Raw genomic sequence first — 15810 nt, forward strand, 5'->3', positions numbered from 1 at the left:
TCGTCTATCTGTTCGCCATGAACAAGACGATCAGGCGTACCGCCGTCTTCACGCTGCTGCTCGTGTTCGCCCTGCTGCTGCGGGCGACATGGGTGCAGTTCTACGAGGGCCAGGCGCTCGCGGACGACCAGCACAACCGGCGGAACGCCATCGAGACCTACTCGGAGCCGCTCGGGAACATCATCGTGGCCGGAAAGGCGGTCACGGGTTCGGCGCAGACCTCGGGCGACCTGAAGTACAAGCGGACGTACACGGACGGCGAGCTGTACGCGGCGGTGACCGGCTACGCCTCGCAGGCCTACGCGCCCACGCAGCTGGAGGGCATCTACGCGGACCTCCTGAACGGCACGGACACGCGCCTGAAGACCGCGATGGACACCCTGACGGACACCCGCGCGACCCCGGGCGATGTGATCACGACCATCGACCCCGCCGTCCAGAAGGCCGGGTACGACGCCCTGGGCGGCAAGAAGGGCGCGGCCGTCGCGATCGACCCGGCCACCGGGAAGATACTCGGGGTCGTCTCGACACCCTCGTACGACCCCTCGACGCTGACGGACGCCAACACGGCAGGCTCGGCCTGGAAGTCGCTCAACGCCGACGCCGACAAGCCGCTCACCAACCGCGCGCTGCGCCAGCCGCTGCCGCCGGGGTCCACGTTCAAGCTGGTCGTGGCGGCTGCCGCCCTGGAGGACGGGCTGTACGGCGACGTCGACGCCAAGACCGACAGCCCGAACCCGTACACCCTGCCGGGGACGACCACGGTGCTGGCCAACGAGAACGCCTCGGCGCCCTGTGCTAACGCCTCGATACGGGTGGCGCTCCAGTACTCCTGCAACAACGTCTTCGCGCACATGGCCGTGCAGCTCGGGCAGGACAAGGTGCGGGCGATGGCGGAGAAGTTCGGGTTCGACGACGAGTCGCAGGACGTGCCCGTGCGCGCGTACGCCAGCGTCTACCCCAAGGGCATGGACGAGGCGCAGACCGGTCTCTCGGGCATCGGGCAGTTCGACGTGACGGCCACGCCGTTGCAGATGGCCATGGTGTCGGCGGCGATATCCAACGGCGGCAAGCTGGTCTCGCCGCACATGGTGTCCCAGATCACCGACGGCAGCGGCAACGTCCTGGAGAACTACGACAAGCAGGCCGGCTCCACGCAGATCGTCAGCTCCAGGACCGCCGAGCAGCTCCAGTCGGCGATGCAGACGGTCGTCCAGGACGGCACGGGGTCGAACGCGCAGATCAGCGGGGCGACCGTCGGCGGCAAGACCGGTACCGCGCAGCACGGCGAGAACAACAGCAAGACGCCGTACGCCTGGTTCACGTCGTACGCGAAGGCCGGGGGCAAGGAGGTCGCCGTCGCCGTCATGGTCGAGCAGTCCGACGCGGCGCGGTCCGAGGTCAGCGGTAACGGGCTGGCCGCCCCGGTCGCCAAGGCGATGATGGAGGCCGCTCTCAAGGGGTAGCGCCTGGGGCGGGCCCGCCGTTCCCCTGAGGCTGGGCCCGTCGTTCGAGGCGCCCTGCGGTATTCGAAGTCCCGTACGGAATCCGTCAGTCGATCGCTGCTACGCTTCCACACCTCATCCCGGTGATCTCCCCGGCGCGTCCGCATGTCATACACATGACACACGCACGGAAAACGCCCCGTGAAGCGCCGGTCGCCGAATCCGTCGCACCGAGAAGAGGTCAGCCCGTGGGCACAGTCGTCGACGACGCCGCCTCCGTGGAGTTCCATGCCTTCTTCGACCGCCACTACGCCGAACTGTCGCGTCTCGCCTACCTGTTGACCGGTGAGGCGGACACCGCGGACGACCTCGCCGCGGACGCGCTGCTCGCGCTCTGGCACCGCTGGGACCGGGTGCGCGCCGCCGATCACCCGGTGGCCTACGCCCGGGGCGTCGTCGCCAACCTGGCCCGTACGAAGATCCGCAGCGCCGTGCGGGAGCGGCGCCGGATCGCACTGTTCTGGTCGCAGCGCGAGGAGAAGACCGAGAACCCGGACGTGGCCGGGGTGGTGGACGTACAGAGCGCGCTGCGTAGACTTCCGTTCCGCAAACGCGCCTGCGTCGTGCTGCGGCACGCTTTCGACCTCTCCGAGAAGGACACCGCGCTCGCGCTCGGGGTCTCGGTCGGTACCGTGAAGAGCCAGACCTCCAAAGGGATGGCCGAGTTGCAGAAGCTGCTCGGCGCGCAAGCCGTTCCGCAACGGGTGCACGCCGTCGCGGGCAGACCAAGGAGTTCGGGGCAGCGGGCCTCCGAGCCCGCCGGAAGGGACAGATGACGATGCGGCGGGACGTGCACGACGAACTGCGCGCCCGGCTGCACGAGGCGGCCGAGGCGCACGAACCCGACCGGGCACGCATGCTCGCCCGGGTCGAGCGGGGCCTGAGCGCCGCCCCCGAGGAGGGCCGGCGCGGGCATCGGGCCACCCGGCCCGCCGTGCTCGGGTGGGCGCGGATCGTCGGGGCCACGGCCGCCGTCGCGGGCATGCTCGCGGTGGGCGGGTACGCGGTCGCCTCCGCCGTCAAGGGGGACGGGCCCGCCGCCCAGGAGACCGTCGCGGTGTCCCCCACGCCGGAAGAGATGCCCGACGCCACCAGCCGGCCCCGCGACTCCCTTTCCCCCGCGCCGAGTTCCGGGGGCGGTACCGGCAAGTCCCAGGAGCGGCCCACGCCTTCGGCCAGCGTCTCCGCCTCTCCGGCGCCCGGCCCCAGTGCGCCGGCTTCCGCCGCCGGGCGGGAGGACGGGCCGCTGTCGTCGGACGGTTCCGTCGATCCGCACAGCAACGAGTTCTGGGCGCAGAGCGACATCACGCTGAAGACCTCCGCCGAACTCACCGCGCTCACCGTCCAGTTGAAGGTCGCCCAGACCGGCGGGGTCACCTCGACCGGGGCGTGGCGGTCGCTGCCCGAGGACGACTTCACCTTCACGCTCGCGGAGAAGGACGGGTTCGTCGTCTATACGTGGGTGTTGAAGGACGGGCGCACGGTGTATCCGGGTGAGTGGGTGTTCGCGGGGCAGTACGACCATGAGCGGGGCGGGCGGGACGCGGGGGGCGATGTGTACGCCGTGTCGGGGACCGCTGGGGGGAAGGGGCTGGCTGTGGGGGGTGGGTTCGGGGGCTCGTAGGCCCCCTCTTCCCTCAGTTCATCGCCGTCCCCAGTGTCGTCACCCCCGTGGTGAGGAATTCCGTCTCCGGGAGTGAGCCGTCGGCCCGGCGGGGGCCGTATGCGGCGCTCGCGTCCGTCGACGCGAATTTCGGGGCCGGCGTTCCGCTGTTCCAGCTGTTGGCCGCGCAGACCGTCGACTTGCTCAGTTTCTCCGCGCCGTTCGCGTTGTTCACCGCCAGGTTCCTGGCCAGCCTCGCCTTTCCGGTGGCGAAATAGAAGCCGGTCTGTTGGTTGGCGTACGCGGTGTTGCGGTTCAGGACGATCGCGCCGGTGTTGGAGTTCTCGGTGAATCCGTTGAGGGTGTTGTCCCAGGCCGCGTCGTTGTTGACGACGTGGGCCACGGAGGCGCCCCCGCCGCCCAGCTTGAAGCCGTTCCCGTTGCCCTCGAAGGCGGAGTCGTTCCAGCGGTTCTTGCCGTTGCCGAAAGCCCAGCTGTGTTCGACGGTGACGGGGGACGAGAACTGCCAGAGGTCGAGGCCGTCGTCCGAATTGTTGTAGAGGCGGGCACCGGTGACTTTGTTTCCCGTTCCCGAGCCGAATTTGATGGCGATCCCGTCGGCGTTCTGGCCGTGTCCGGACGGGTCGTAATTGCCGTAACTGTCCAGGTTCTGGACGAGGTTGTTCATGGTCTTGTCGCCGCGCAGGGTGAATCCCGAGTCACCGTTGTCCGCGGTGACCAGGTTCTTGAAGATGCCGCCGGTCGACGAGGTCGCCACGAAGCCCTGGGCCGGTGAGTTCTGGAACGTCATGTCCTGGACGGTCCAGTAGCTGCCGTAGATCCCGGCGAGCCAGGAGCCGGCGGGCAGCTTGGAGCCGTCGACCTTGACCTTCTCGGTGCCGTACGGCTTGAGCGTGATGCGGGCCGAACTCGTGCCGCTGGCCGTGGACTTGAGGGTGGCGGCCGGGGTGTAGGTGCCGCCGCGGACCTGGATGACGGTACCCGCCGCCGCGTTTCTGACGGCTGTCTCCAGCTGGGCGGTGGTGGACACGGTGACCGTGGTGCCGGCCGCCTGGGCGCCGCCGTTCGACAGGCCGAGCCAGACGCCTCCGGCGCCGGCGGAGAGGGCGACCGCGGCGGCGATCGAGAGGGTGCGGGTCCTGCGGTGGCGTCCGGTGCTGAGGCGCACGGGGCTGAGGCGCACAGGGCTGAGGCGCACGAGGCTTCCTTTCCTCGGGTGTCACGAACAGCGACAGGTCGCCGCACCAGCCGGAAAGGTTGCCGCCGGATCAGAAGGATCGAAAGTTTCGCACCCCCCGCTGATCGATTGACGCACGCGCCGGAGCTGGTGAAACTCCGAGGGCGCCCTTGATCCCCGATCACCCCGGAGCACCGCCCGTGACCCAGTACGCCGGCTATCTCTTCGTCTACTTCACGGGCGACGCCACCCCCGACGGCGAGCGGCCCCGCTACGCCCTCAGCCGGGGCGACGACCCTTTGCACTGGCGGGAGTTGAACGCGGGCGCCCCCATCCTGACGTCCCCCGAGGGCACCGGCGGAATACGCGACCCGTTCGTCGTCCGCTCCCCCGACGGCGAGCGCTTCTACCTCCTCGCGACCGACCTGCGCGTCCACGGCGACGGCGACTGGGACCGCCACCAGCGCCACGGCAGCCGCTCGATCCTGGTCTGGGAGTCCACCGACCTCGTCCACTGGACCGACCGCCGCCTGGTCGAGCTGGCCCCGGCCGGCGCGGGCAACGCCTGGGCGCCGGAGGCGGTTTGGGACGATTCCCTCGGCGCGTACGTCGTCTTCTGGGCGTCCCGGCTGTACGACGACCCCGGGCACGCGGGGGCGTCGTACAACAGGATGCTGTACGCGACGACCAAGGACTTCCGGACGTTCGGCGAGCCGCAGGTCTGGCACGACCCGGGGTACTCGGTCATCGACTCCACCGTCCTCGCGCACGAGGGGACTTACTACCGGTTCACCAAGGACGAGCGGGATCCGGCGGCGAGTTCGCCGGGGTCGAAGTTCATCACCGTCGAGAAGTCACGGGAGTTGACCAGTACGTCGTACGAACTGGTCGCCGACTGTGTCGGGGCCGGGGTCGTCGATCAGGGTGAGGGGCCGATCGTGTTCGCGGCCAACTCCGGTGAGAAGTGGTACCTGTTCATCGACGAGTACGGCGGGCGGGGGTATGTGCCGTTCGAGAGCGTGGACTTGGAGTTGTGGACTCCTTGCTCGGACTACCGGCTGCCCTCAAGTCCCCGGCACGGGACGGTCGTTCCGGTGACGCGGGAGGAGTACGAGCGGTTGCTGGCCGCTTATCCGGACGGGCCCGCGTCCGTCGTCGATGTGACCGTCGCCGGGCAGCGGGGGTGGGCCGTCGTCACGGAGGCCGCCTCGAAGGTCGTGCTGCCCATGGAGCCCGATGCCGAACTCGGCTCGCTCGCACCGGAGTTCACGGTCGGGGCGGGGGCTTCGCTGGAGCCCGCGTCCGGGACCGTGCGGGACTTCCGTACGCCGCAGATCTATACGGTCGTCGGGGGTGACGGGGTGCGGCGGGAGTGGTCGGTCGAGGCCGTCGCCGTGCGCGGTCCGCTGCTGCCGGGGCTGCACGCCGATCCCGATGTGCATTTCCTCGACGGGAGGTACTGGATCTATCCGACCACCGACGGGTTCGAGGGGTGGGGCGGGACGCGGTTCACGGCGTACTCCTCGCCGGACATGGTGAGTTGGACGCATCACGGGGTGATTCTCGACCTGGAGACCGATGTCGGCTGGGCGAGCAAGTACGCGTGGGCGCCGGCCGCCGCCGGGCGGGACGGAAAGTTCTACTTCTACTTCTGCGCCGAGCAGCAGATCGGCGTGGCCGTCGCCGACTCGCCCGCCGGGCCGTTCCGGGACGCGCTGGGCGGGCCGCTCGTGGCGCGGGACGCGTTCCCGGGGCAGATGATCGATCCGGCGGTGTTCACGGACCGCGACGGGACGTCGTATCTGTACTGGGGCAACATGCACGCCTACGTCGTGCCGTTGGGCGCGGACATGGTGTCGTTCGATCCGGCCGAGGTGCGGGAGATCACCCAAGGGGACTTCCGCGAGGGGTCGTTCGTGATCGAGCGGCAGGGGACGTACTACTTCATGTGGTCCGAGGACGACACCCGCAGCGAGGACTATCACGTGGCGTACGCGACGGGTCCCTCGCCGCTGGGGCCGTGGACCGGGCGGGGGACGATGCTCGCGAAGCGGCCCGAGTACGGGATTCTCGGCACCGGGCATCACTCGGTGGTGAACGCGCCCGGCACGGACCGGTGGTACATCGTGTACCACCGGTTCGCGCTGGAGGGGCCCGGACGGCCCGGGGGTGACGGCACGCACCGTGAAGTGGCCGTGGACCGGCTGGAGTTCGGGCCGGACGGGCTGATCAGGGTGGTGGTGCCGACGCTGGGGTCGATCGAGCCCGAGGGGGCGTCAGCGGACGTCGGCTGACTTCAGCCGGCTTCAGCTCACGAAGTACGTCGGGTTCGGCAGCTTGAACGCCTTGTCTGCGTAGCCGCCTTCGAGGTCGGAGTACTGGTCGCCGAAGTTGGCGACGATGTCGTAGCCGAGGTCCTCGATGTGCTTGCGGGTGCCGGACTTGTACTGCACGGTGGTGCAGTTCCAGGTGCCCGGGGTGGCGCAGCCCGCCAGGTAGGACGGCGGGTTGGCCTTGTCCTTGAGGAACATGTGGGCGGCGTCGAGGTTGACGTCGGCGCCGGTCTTCTTGAGGTTGGCGACGGCGGCGGCGCGCTGGGCCTCGCTCAGGCCGGAGTTGTAGAAGACCTCGACGCCCTTGGCGGCGGCGTAGCGGACCAGTTCGGCGCTGCCGAAGACGCCGGGGCGGTCGGCCTTGTTCACGTAGTCGGCCCAAGTGGTGCCGTTGTACGTGTAGTTGGTCTTCTTCTCGTAGTCGAGGCTGAGCAGCAGCGTGTCGTCGATGTCGAAGACGACCGCGGGCTTGGACCCCTTGTGGTGACCCTTGCGGGCCGCCTGGTCGATCTGCTTGCGGGCGGCCTTGTCGACGGCCGCGAGGTCCTTGGCGTACTGGCTGTCCGGGGACGCCTGGTAGACGCCGTTCGCGTCCAGGGTGGTGCCGTAGTAGGTGTCGATGTCCTTGACCAACTGCCCGATGTTGTAGGGCTCGTGGGAGGAGTCGACCGTCGACTGGTGGGCGGTGGCCGCACCGGCGCCGTACAGGACGGCGCCGGTGAGGGCACAGGCCGCGGCGGCTGCCGCGAGGCGCAGAGACTTTTGCATGAGACGTTTTCTACGCGCGTCACCCGGGCGGGCGCGAGACCCGTTGCCCGATCGAGATCTCCCCCGCGGCAAAGAACGGGTCAAGCGCCCTGTGCCGGGGTCAGTCCATGGTGGCGCCGATGGTGGCGCTGCCCGTCGTCAGGAACGTGGTGGCGGGCAGAGTGCCGCTGGAACTACGGGAGTTGTACGTCGACGAGGCGTCCGTGGAGACGAACGCGGGCGTCGAGATGCCGGAGTCCCAGTTGTTGCCGGCCGAGGTCACACTGGAGCCCTTGCTGACCTGGCCGCCGCCGTTGCCGACGGCGAGGTTCTTGCCGAGCTTCGCGGCGCTGGTCGCGAAGTAGTAGCCCCACTTGCTGTTGGCGTAGGACGTGGTCCGATTGACGACGATGGCACCGGTGTTGGAGTTCTCGGTGAACCCGTTGCCCGAATTGCCCCACGCGGCCGAGTTGTTGACGACGTGGGCGACGGTGACGCCGTTGCCGCCGAGCTTGAACCCGTTGCCGTTGCCCTCGAACGCGGAGTCGCCCCAGCGGTTGACGCCGTTGCCGAAGGACCAGCTGTGCTCGATGGTGACCGGCGAGGAGAACGACCACAGGTCGATGCCGTCGTCCGAGTTGTTGTACAGCCGGGCGCCGGTGACGAGGTTGCCGGTGCCGGAGCCGAACTTGATGGCGACGCCGTCCGCGTTCTGGCCGTGCGTCGCGGCGTCGTAGTTGCCGTAACTGTCCAGGTTCTTCACGGTGTTGTTGACCGTGTTGGCCCCGGTGAGGGTGAAGCCGGAGTCGCCGCCGTTGATGGTCTTGACGTTGTTCCAGTTGGTGCCGGTGCAGGACTGGCAGACGACGGCGCTGTCCGGGGAGTTCTGGAACGTGATGTTGGAGACGTTCCAGTACGACGCGGTCAGCTTGAAGATCCAGGAGCCGGCCGCCATGGAGGACCCGTCGATCTTCACGGTCTCCGAGCCGTACGCGGTGAGCGTGATCGGCGCCGAGGAGGTGCCGTTGGCCGTGGACTGGAGGGTAGCCGTCGGGTAGTAGGTGCCGCCGCGGACCTGGATGACGGTGCCGGCGGTGGCGTTCTTGATGGCGCTGGTCAGGTCGGTCGAGTTGCTGACGACCACCGTCGCCGCCTGGGCGGACCCGGGCAGGGCGACGGCGAGCCCGGCACCGAGTGCGAGGGCTGCGAGAGCGCTGGGAACGGTACGACGAGACATGGAGTGCGGTCCCTTTCGTCGTGTGGGGATGGGGAGTTGGGGCTGATCTGGTGGTGCCGTTAGTGCTGCTGGTGCTGTTGGTGCTTCTCGGGGCGCCAGTCCCCGAGGTAGGTACGCGGGGTGTGTACGACCGCCTCCGCGTCCGTCAGTAGCGGCCGGTTCTCCGGCGCCGAAATCACCGCTCCGGGGCCGGAGTTGGCGTACTCGCGAAAGCGCATCGCCTGCCACGGGTAGGCGTCGCGCATGTTCGTGTACGGGGCCGCCGCGTCGATGCCGGGGCCGATCCAGGTGTCCCGAACCACCAAGGAGGGCCAGGCTGTTGTCTCGTAGGTGGGCACCCAGGGGCGGGCCAGTTTGTACGCCGCCGGCTCCGCGCCCGAGGTGATCCGGCCGCGCACGGCGAGGAAGCCGTAGGGGTTGGCGCGGGCGGTGGCGGGGGCGAAGACCATGCCTTTGGGGGTGAAGCCGACGTCCCGCTGGAGGGTGTGGAACCGGCATCCGTCGAAGACGGCCCGCGCCCGGCCGAAGACGAAGTCGACGTCGCCTTCGAGGTAACAGCGGTGGTAATACTGCCGGTTGAAGGCGTCCAGGGTCGTCGTGTCCGCGAACAGGGTGTCCTGGTGGGCGAGGAAGCGGACGTTCTCGGCGTGGGTGCGGTCGCCCGTGAGGCAGGCGGCGACCGCTTGGGTGCCGGTGATGTCGGGGTGGTCGGCGCGCAGCCAGTCGTTGGCGAGCGTCAGGTCGCGGAGGGTCAGGCCGGGGGCGGCCGAGGTGAAGGTGGCGGAGCCCGCTGTGCCGTAGGTGCCTGAACCATCCGGTTTCTGGGTGCCGTTGGCGTTGTCGTGGACGATGACCGCGGCGCGGGGGTCGGGGGTGGCGCCTCGGATCGTCAACTCGGCTTTTTCGGCGGGGATGTCGACGGTTTCGCGGTAGGTGCCGGGGTGGATGACGATCGTCCAGCCGGGGGTGTCGGCGCGGTCCACGGCTGTCTGGACGGAGTCGCCGGGGTGGACGTGAGTAACTCGGTTTCTGGGGGCGGCGGTTGCGGGGGTTGCCGCGGCCGTCAGGAGTCCGGCGGCTGCGAGGAAGGTGCGGCGGCTGAGGGAGTTGCGCATCTCAGCGCACCTCCGGTTCCCAGTCGCCGAGGTACGCGGCCCGGGTCGCCGACTCGGCCTGGGCGGCGGTGAGTTGGGGCCGGTACTGCGGGGCGGTCACGACCGCGCCGGGGCCGGTGTTGCGGTACTCGGCGAACCGCTGCTGCTGCCAGGGGTAGCTGTCCGACATGTTCGTGTAGGGGGCGACCGCGTCGATGCCGGAGTCCAGGCGGGTCTCGCGGACGGTGAGCATCGGGCGGGCGGTCAGGTCGGAGCTGGGCACCCAGGGGCGGGCCAACTTGTAGGCGGCGTCCGGGGCTTGGCTGCTGACGCGGCTGCCGGTGACCAGATAGCCGCGCGGGTTGGCGCCGGCCGTCGAGGGCGCGAAGACGAAGCCGTACGGCGGGGCGGCGAGGTCCGTGCGGTCGAGGGTGCGGAAGTGGCAGCGCTCGAAGACGGCGGTGGCGCGGCCGAAGACGAAGTCGACGTCGCCCTCGATATAGCAGTCCGCGAAGTACTGGCGGGCGAACGCGGTGAGCGCCAACGTGTCGGCGTACAAGGTGTCTTGGTGGCCGAGGAAGCGGCAGTGGTGGAAGGCGCTGCGGTCGCCCTGGACCTTGATGGCGACCGCCTGGGTGCCGCTGATGCCGGGGTGGTCGGCGCGCAGCCAGTCGTTGGCGAAGGTGAGGCGGTGGGCGGTGAAGCCGGCTGCCTGGACGGTGGTGGTGGCCGAGCCGGTGGTGCCGTAGGTGCCGCCGCCGGGTCTGGGGGTGCCGGCCGCGTTGTCGTAGACGATGACCGTGGCCTGCGGGTCAGTTGCGGCGGCGATCCAGGTCATGCCGGCGCGGGTGGCGTCCACGGCGACCGTCTCCCGGTAGGTGGCGGGGGCGAGGACCAGGGTCCAGCCGGTGCCGGTCGCGGCGGCGACGGCCGCGGCGACGGTGGTGTGGTCGCCCTGGCCGGCGGGATCGACGTAGAGGGTCTGCGGGGTGAGGCGGGCGGCGGGGGTGCCGTAGCGGCCGAACGGGTTTGTGTGGTGCGGGTGTTGGCGGGTGGCGTGCGCGGGGGTGGTCACGAGGGCGGCGGCCGTGGCGGCGGTCGCCGTGAGGAACCCGCGTCTGGGGAGGGGGAGTTGGGGGGAGGGCATGCGGGGTGCTCCTGCGGGGGTGGGGTGCCGGGGCGGTGTGCAGGACCGCCCCGGCGGTCTTGGGGTGCCCACTTCGGTGCGAAGTGGCTTGCGGTGGAGCCGAGTTCACGTCGGCGCCGGGTGCTGCGTCAGCGCAGTCGCCCCGCGCCCGCGCCGACGGCGACGATCAGCGGGACCAGGCGCGGCGGGTCGACCTTCGTGCGCAGGGTGGGGGTCCAGCCGGCGCCGGACTGGAGCGTCTCCTCGGGGATCTGCGCGTTGTGGACGGCGATCAGGTCGACGAGGCGGCCGTTGACGTAGTTGTCGGCGGCGGTGAGCGGCGCTTCCTTCCACTTCTTCAGGATCTGCCCGGCGGAGATGCCGGCCGGGATCGTGAACGCGTTGTGCTCGGCGACGAGTTGGGACTCCATGCCGACGCCGTAGCTGTAGATGTAGCCGTCGCTCGCGATGAAGTGGTTGTTGTAGGAGTCGACTTGGCCGAACCGGACCCGCGGCGCGCGCTCCAGCAGGTTCTGGAAGAGGTTGTGGTGGAAGGTGACCTTCAGATGCCCCCGGTCACCGGCCGCGGTGGCGGCGCTGTCGCTGTTGCCGATCAGGATCGTCTTGTCGTGGTCCTTGAAGACGTTCCAGGAGGCGGTCACGTAGTCGGCGCCCCGGACGATGTCCAGCTGCCCGTCGTGCTGTTGGTACAGCATGCCGAAGTAGACCGGCGCGGCGCTGTCGGGGTGGTCGCCGTCGGTGAACGTGTTGTGGTCCAGCCAGACGTGCGTGGAGCCGTAGACGACCGCCGAGTCGTACTCGGAGTTCCAGTTGCCGGTGGTGCCGTCGGTCGGGTCCCACTGGGGGAAGCAGTCGACGGGGCCTTCGAAGGAGAGGTTGCGGACGATGACGTTGTCGACGGCCTTGATCTGGAGGCTGGCGCCCTTGAACCCGGCGTCCTTGCCGATGCCGACGATCGTGGTGTTCGCCGTGACGTTCGCCTTGATGTACTTGTCCTGGTTGGCCATCGAAGCCCTGCGCAGCCCCTCCGGACTGTCGGCCGGTTCGGCGCTCAAGTCCTTTTCGTAGCCCCAGACTTGGGGGTCGTACGTCGTGAGGTAGTCGGCGAGGCTGTAGCCCGGGACCTCGAAGTCGGCGCAGCTCTCGCCGTCCGCGTCGATCGTCCCCTTCACCTTGATGACCTTGGGAGCGCTCCCGCCGGCGGCGAGGGCGGCCTTGAACTCGGCCCAGGTGGTGACCGTATAGACGTGGTCGGCGTCGGCGGCGGAGCCTCCGGTGGTGCCGGTTCCGTAGGCGGCCCAGCCGTCGTTCGCGGGGAGCGTCTGGCGGGTCAAGTCGGGTTTGGGGATGGTGTGTTGGGGCTGGGCCTGGGCGGCTACGCCGGTCAGGGAGAGGATCAGGGCGGTGCAGCCGAGGAGTGCGCCATAACGTCGAGTGTTGTCGTGATCATGACACTTCTGCATGTGCATCGTGCGCTCGCCTTCTTTCGGGAAGAGGGACGTGCTGTTATTCGGCGGTGCCTTCGGGCCAGGTGATCCAGGACTCCGGTATCTGCTCTTCCAGACGGCACACTTGACGCTTCGCCAGAACCCTTGTGCGCAGCAGCTCCCGCACCACCAGGCGGGCGACCGCGATCGCGCCCGGCGGGTTGAAGTGCGTGTTGTCCTGTTCCGTGGCCGTCCAGTTGAAGTACTTCTTCGTCTCCTCCACCCCGAGCTCCTGCCACAGCGCGAGCGACAGCGCCTGGAGGTCGAGCAGCGCCACACCTTCGTCCGCCGCGAGCGCCCGCATGGCCGCCGGGTACTGCCCGTGCGTCGGCACGGCGTTCCCGGCGGTGTCGAACCTGCGGCGCTCGACGGGGGTGGCGAGAACGGGCCGGGCGCCTTTCGCGCGGGCGCCGTCGAGGTAGCGGCGGAGGTAGTCCTGGTAGGTCGTCCAGGGCTCGGTGTAGCGGGCGGGGTCCTCGGTCTTTTCGTCGTTGTGGGCGAATTGGACGAGGAGGAGGTCGCCGGGCCGGATCACATCGAGAATGGCGGCGAGGCGTCCTTCGTCGAAGAAGCTCTTGGAACTCCGGCCGTTCATGGCGTGGTTGGCGACGGTGAGGGTTTCGGTGAGAAAGAAGGGGAGGGCCATTCCCCAGCCGGTTTCGGGGGCGGCGGAGGAGTATTTCTGGGCGGCGGTGGAGTCGCCGGCGATGTAGAGGGTGCGGTGGGGGGAGGCGTGAGCGGGGGTGGCGAGGAGAAGGAGGGGTAAGGCGGCAAGGCCGGAGGCGGTGACCTGCCGACGGCTGAGGGTCATACCGAAGCCTTTCAAGAGAGGGTTCAGTTTTTAAGGGGCGCGGGGCTGTATCAATTTGCGGCTCCGCCGCGTGGGCGCGACCAGCCAGGGACGGCCTGCACCCTGCGACGTACAGGCCACCCCAACGGCGATACTCAGAACCCCTACCCCTTCTGCTGATTCCACTCAGCCTGAGCCGCGTTCAACTCCTCCGCCAACTTGTCCAGGAAGTCCTTGGAACTCATCTTCCCCAACAACACCTTCTGAAAGTTCGGCTCATTCTCAGCCTTGGAGATGCTGTTCCAGTCAGGCAAGTAGTACGGCAACTGCACGATCTTCGTGGACCCGTCGGTCAACGCGGCAGCGGCCAGTTTGGTCGGCTCCGCCTGCTGGACCCACGCGTCCCCGGCGGCAGCCGTATTCGCCGGCACCTGCCCGGCCGCTTTGTTGAACTTTGAGTTCTCCGCCTTGGACAGCGCGAACTCGATGAACTTCCAGGCGGCCTCCTTGTTCTTGGAGGACTTGAACACCCCGAGCCCGTCGACGGGGTTGGAGACCTGGACTCGCTTTCCGTCGGCGGCGGTGGGAAGGGGAATGCCGCGGAACTTGTCGGCGCCGAGCGCTTTCACGTGGTCCTGGTACGAACCGAGATTGTGGTTGAGCATCCCGATCGTGCCGGAGTCCCACTGCGCGACCATCTTGGTGAAGTCGTTGTTGAGGTCGGCCGCGGGGGTGACCTTCTTGTAGAGCCCGGTGTACTTCTCCAGGGCCGCCACGTTCTTCGGGTCGTTGACGGTGGTCTTGTCGCCGTTCCAGAAGGACGCGATCTGGGACTGACCGTACATCGCGTCGAGCGCCTGGGCAATGGAACCGGCGCCGCCGCGGATGGTGTAACCGAATTCGTTCTTGCCGGAGTTCGTGAGCTTCTCGGCGGCCGTGTAGAAGTTGTCCCAGGTCGTCGGCGGCTGGAGGCCCGCTTTCCGGAACAGGTCGGTGCGGTAATAGAGCACGCCGTTGTTGGCGGAGGTCGGTATGGAATAGAGGGTGTCGTCGCGGCCCCCGGCGGCCTTCAGCGAGGCGACCATGTCTTTGTTGAGCTGACTGCTCAGGGCGGAGCCGGCCAGCCGGTCGTCGAGGGGGTCGAGTACGTTCTGCGCGGAGAAGCCGGCGAGCATGGCCGCGCCGACCCCGCCGACGTCGGGGAGCCCGCCGCCCCGGATCGCGGTGTCGACCTTGGACTGGTACTCGGTCGCGGCGATCCCGACGTACTCGACCTTGATGTCGGGGTTGGCCTTCTCGAAATCGGCGATGATCTCCTTCCAGATGTCGGTGCGGACACCGCCGTTGTTGTCCCAGAAGAGGATCTTCCCGGTGCCGCTGCCCTCGGCGCCGTCGCCGCTCGCGCTGCCGTCGTCACCGCAGCCGGTCGCGGTGAGCGCGAGCACCGAGCCGAGGGCAACTGCCGTGACAGTACGGCCGGTTCTGCGGTTCCTGGATCTTCTGAACGTCATCGGTCAGCTCTCTTTCCAGTAGGTGCGGGTGTACTGCGGCGCCCAGCCGTCGGCGCCGCTCATGCCGGTCCACGGGGTGGACTTGACCGCGGCCGGCAGTTCGACGATCCTCGACCCGGTGATCAGGACGCTCCCGATCCGCTGCTGCGGTCCGGAGAGGCGGGCCAGCAGGGCGGGTACGGCCGCCGCCGGGTCGAGGTGGTACGGGTAGAAGGCGCGTGGCTCGAAGGCGGTTCCCCAACTGTCCGTGCGGCCGCTGGTGTTGTGCAGGATCGAGCCGCGTTGCACCAACTCGGCGGTGGCGTCGGCCTGGTAGGGGTGCTGGACGCCGTCGTAGTAGCTGTTCTCGATGACCATCTTGGTGTGGCCCCGGGACCAACTGCCGTACGTCCAGACGGGATCGCCGTCGGCCACCGGCGCGGAGAAATAGTTGTTGTAGAGGTGGGCGTAGGCGCAGTTGTCCGCCGAGGGGTTGCGCTGTTTGGTGCCCTCGAACCAGTTGTGGTCGATGGTGATCTGGGTCAGGACGTCCGGTGTCCAGCCGATCCCGAACGCCTTGTTGTGGCTGCGGAATTGGTTGTAGGAGACGGTGATGTACTGGCTGTTCTTGCGGATGTCGAGCAGCCCGTCGCCCATGTGCTGGAGCCGGTTGTGGTCGATCCAGACGTGGTCGGCGGTGTCCATCTGGATGGCGTCGAAGTCGTTGGTCTTACCGTCCCAGTCGCCCTCGACGTAGCTGTCCCGGATCGTCAGGTTGCGGATGATGACGTTGCTGGTACCGGAGTTGAGGTGGAGTTCGCCGTGGACGATCTCGCCGGTGTCGCCGACGCCGATGACGGTCTTGTCGGAGGCGACGACGATGTCGGAGCCGAAGGGTTCGACGGCGATCGAGCCCTGGACGCGGATGATGTACGGCTCGGGCGCGGCGGCGTATCTCTTGAGTGCGGCCTGGTCGGTGACGGTGACGACCTTGCCGCCCGCGCCACCGGTGGTGCCGCCGGCGAGGGAGGCGAAGCCGTGCGGCTCGTCCGTCCAACGTGCTGCTTCCGTAAGGGAATTGGTGGCCTGGGCGTCGACCGTGCCGATTCCGAGCGCCGCGATCAGGGCGGCGAGCGCGGCGAGGGCGAGTCCGCGCTTGCTCGGGAAGTGCGTCATTGC

12 protein-coding genes and 1 pseudogene are annotated in these 15810 nt (G+C 68.7%); 4 read left to right on the plus strand and 9 right to left on the minus strand.

Annotated features, from left to right (window positions below):
• Window positions 1-17 precede the first annotated feature (17 nt).
• The 3 genes from ACYUD3_RS16445 (at window position 18) to ACYUD3_RS16455 (ending at window position 3129) form a co-directional block, all read left to right on the plus strand.
• Entirely contained in the window at window positions 18-1466 is a 1449-nt protein-coding gene (locus ACYUD3_RS16445) for a peptidoglycan D,D-transpeptidase FtsI family protein (RefSeq protein WP_470970071.1), read from the plus strand.
• Between the two features lie 227 nt (window positions 1467-1693).
• A complete protein-coding gene (locus ACYUD3_RS16450; protein ID WP_470970074.1) occupies window positions 1694-2281 on the plus strand; it encodes a SigE family RNA polymerase sigma factor in 588 nt (195 codons plus the stop codon).
• Window positions 2278-3129: a hypothetical protein gene (locus ACYUD3_RS16455; RefSeq protein WP_470970076.1), complete on the plus strand. Its 852-nt coding sequence runs from the start codon at window positions 2278-2280 to the stop codon at window positions 3127-3129. The genes ACYUD3_RS16450 and ACYUD3_RS16455 overlap by 4 nt, the downstream gene beginning before the upstream one ends.
• Before the next feature lie 13 nt (window positions 3130-3142).
• Here the strand turns inward: ACYUD3_RS16455 and ACYUD3_RS16460 are convergent, their stop codons facing one another.
• Window positions 3143-4297: a right-handed parallel beta-helix repeat-containing protein gene (locus ACYUD3_RS16460; RefSeq protein ID WP_470970936.1), complete on the minus strand. Its 1155-nt coding sequence runs from the start codon at window positions 4295-4297 to the stop codon at window positions 3143-3145.
• Window positions 4298-4434: 137 nt separating this feature from the next.
• On the opposite strand from ACYUD3_RS16460, the gene ACYUD3_RS16465 reads away from it, so the two are divergent.
• Entirely contained in the window at window positions 4435-6600 is a 2166-nt protein-coding gene (locus ACYUD3_RS16465) for a glycoside hydrolase family 43 protein (protein ID WP_470970939.1), read from the plus strand.
• A gap of 12 nt (window positions 6601-6612) precedes the next feature.
• Here ACYUD3_RS16465 and ACYUD3_RS16470 read toward each other — a convergent pair whose 3' ends face one another.
• The 8 genes and pseudogenes from ACYUD3_RS16470 to ACYUD3_RS16505 form a co-directional block, all read right to left on the minus strand.
• On the minus strand, window positions 6613-7407 hold the full coding sequence (locus ACYUD3_RS16470; protein WP_470970079.1) for an HAD family acid phosphatase: 795 nt from the start codon (window positions 7405-7407) through the stop codon (window positions 6613-6615).
• Between the two features lie 100 nt (window positions 7408-7507).
• A complete protein-coding gene (locus tag ACYUD3_RS16475; RefSeq protein WP_470970081.1) occupies window positions 7508-8623 on the minus strand; it encodes a right-handed parallel beta-helix repeat-containing protein in 1116 nt (371 codons plus the stop codon).
• A gap of 59 nt (window positions 8624-8682) precedes the next feature.
• The gene (locus ACYUD3_RS16480) at window positions 8683-9738 is read right to left on the minus strand and encodes a pectinesterase family protein (RefSeq protein WP_470970084.1); all 1056 of its coding nucleotides are present in this window, start codon (window positions 9736-9738) and stop codon (window positions 8683-8685) included.
• 1 nt (window position 9739) lies between these two features.
• Window positions 9740-10864 carry a pectinesterase family protein gene (locus tag ACYUD3_RS16485; RefSeq protein ID WP_470970087.1) on the minus strand — a complete coding sequence of 375 codons (1125 nt, stop codon included), beginning with the start codon at window positions 10862-10864 and terminating at the stop codon, window positions 9740-9742.
• Between the two features lie 128 nt (window positions 10865-10992).
• Entirely contained in the window at window positions 10993-12333 is a 1341-nt protein-coding gene (locus tag ACYUD3_RS16490) for a pectate lyase family protein (RefSeq protein WP_470970089.1), read from the minus strand.
• A 37-nt stretch (window positions 12334-12370) separates the two neighbouring features.
• On the minus strand, window positions 12371-13162 hold the full coding sequence (locus ACYUD3_RS16495; protein ID WP_470970092.1) for a rhamnogalacturonan acetylesterase: 792 nt from the start codon (window positions 13160-13162) through the stop codon (window positions 12371-12373).
• A 143-nt stretch (window positions 13163-13305) separates the two neighbouring features.
• Window positions 13306-14652 (minus strand): ABC transporter substrate-binding protein, encoded by a 1347-nt coding sequence (locus tag ACYUD3_RS16500; protein WP_470970094.1) that lies wholly within the window; start codon window positions 14650-14652, stop codon window positions 13306-13308.
• Between the two features lie 45 nt (window positions 14653-14697).
• A pseudogene (locus ACYUD3_RS16505) lies at window positions 14698-15807 on the minus strand (pectate lyase family protein); the annotation flags it as partial.
• Window positions 15808-15810 lie beyond the last annotated feature (3 nt).

It is taken from the genome of Streptomyces sp. AMJ-169, assembly GCF_055597585.1.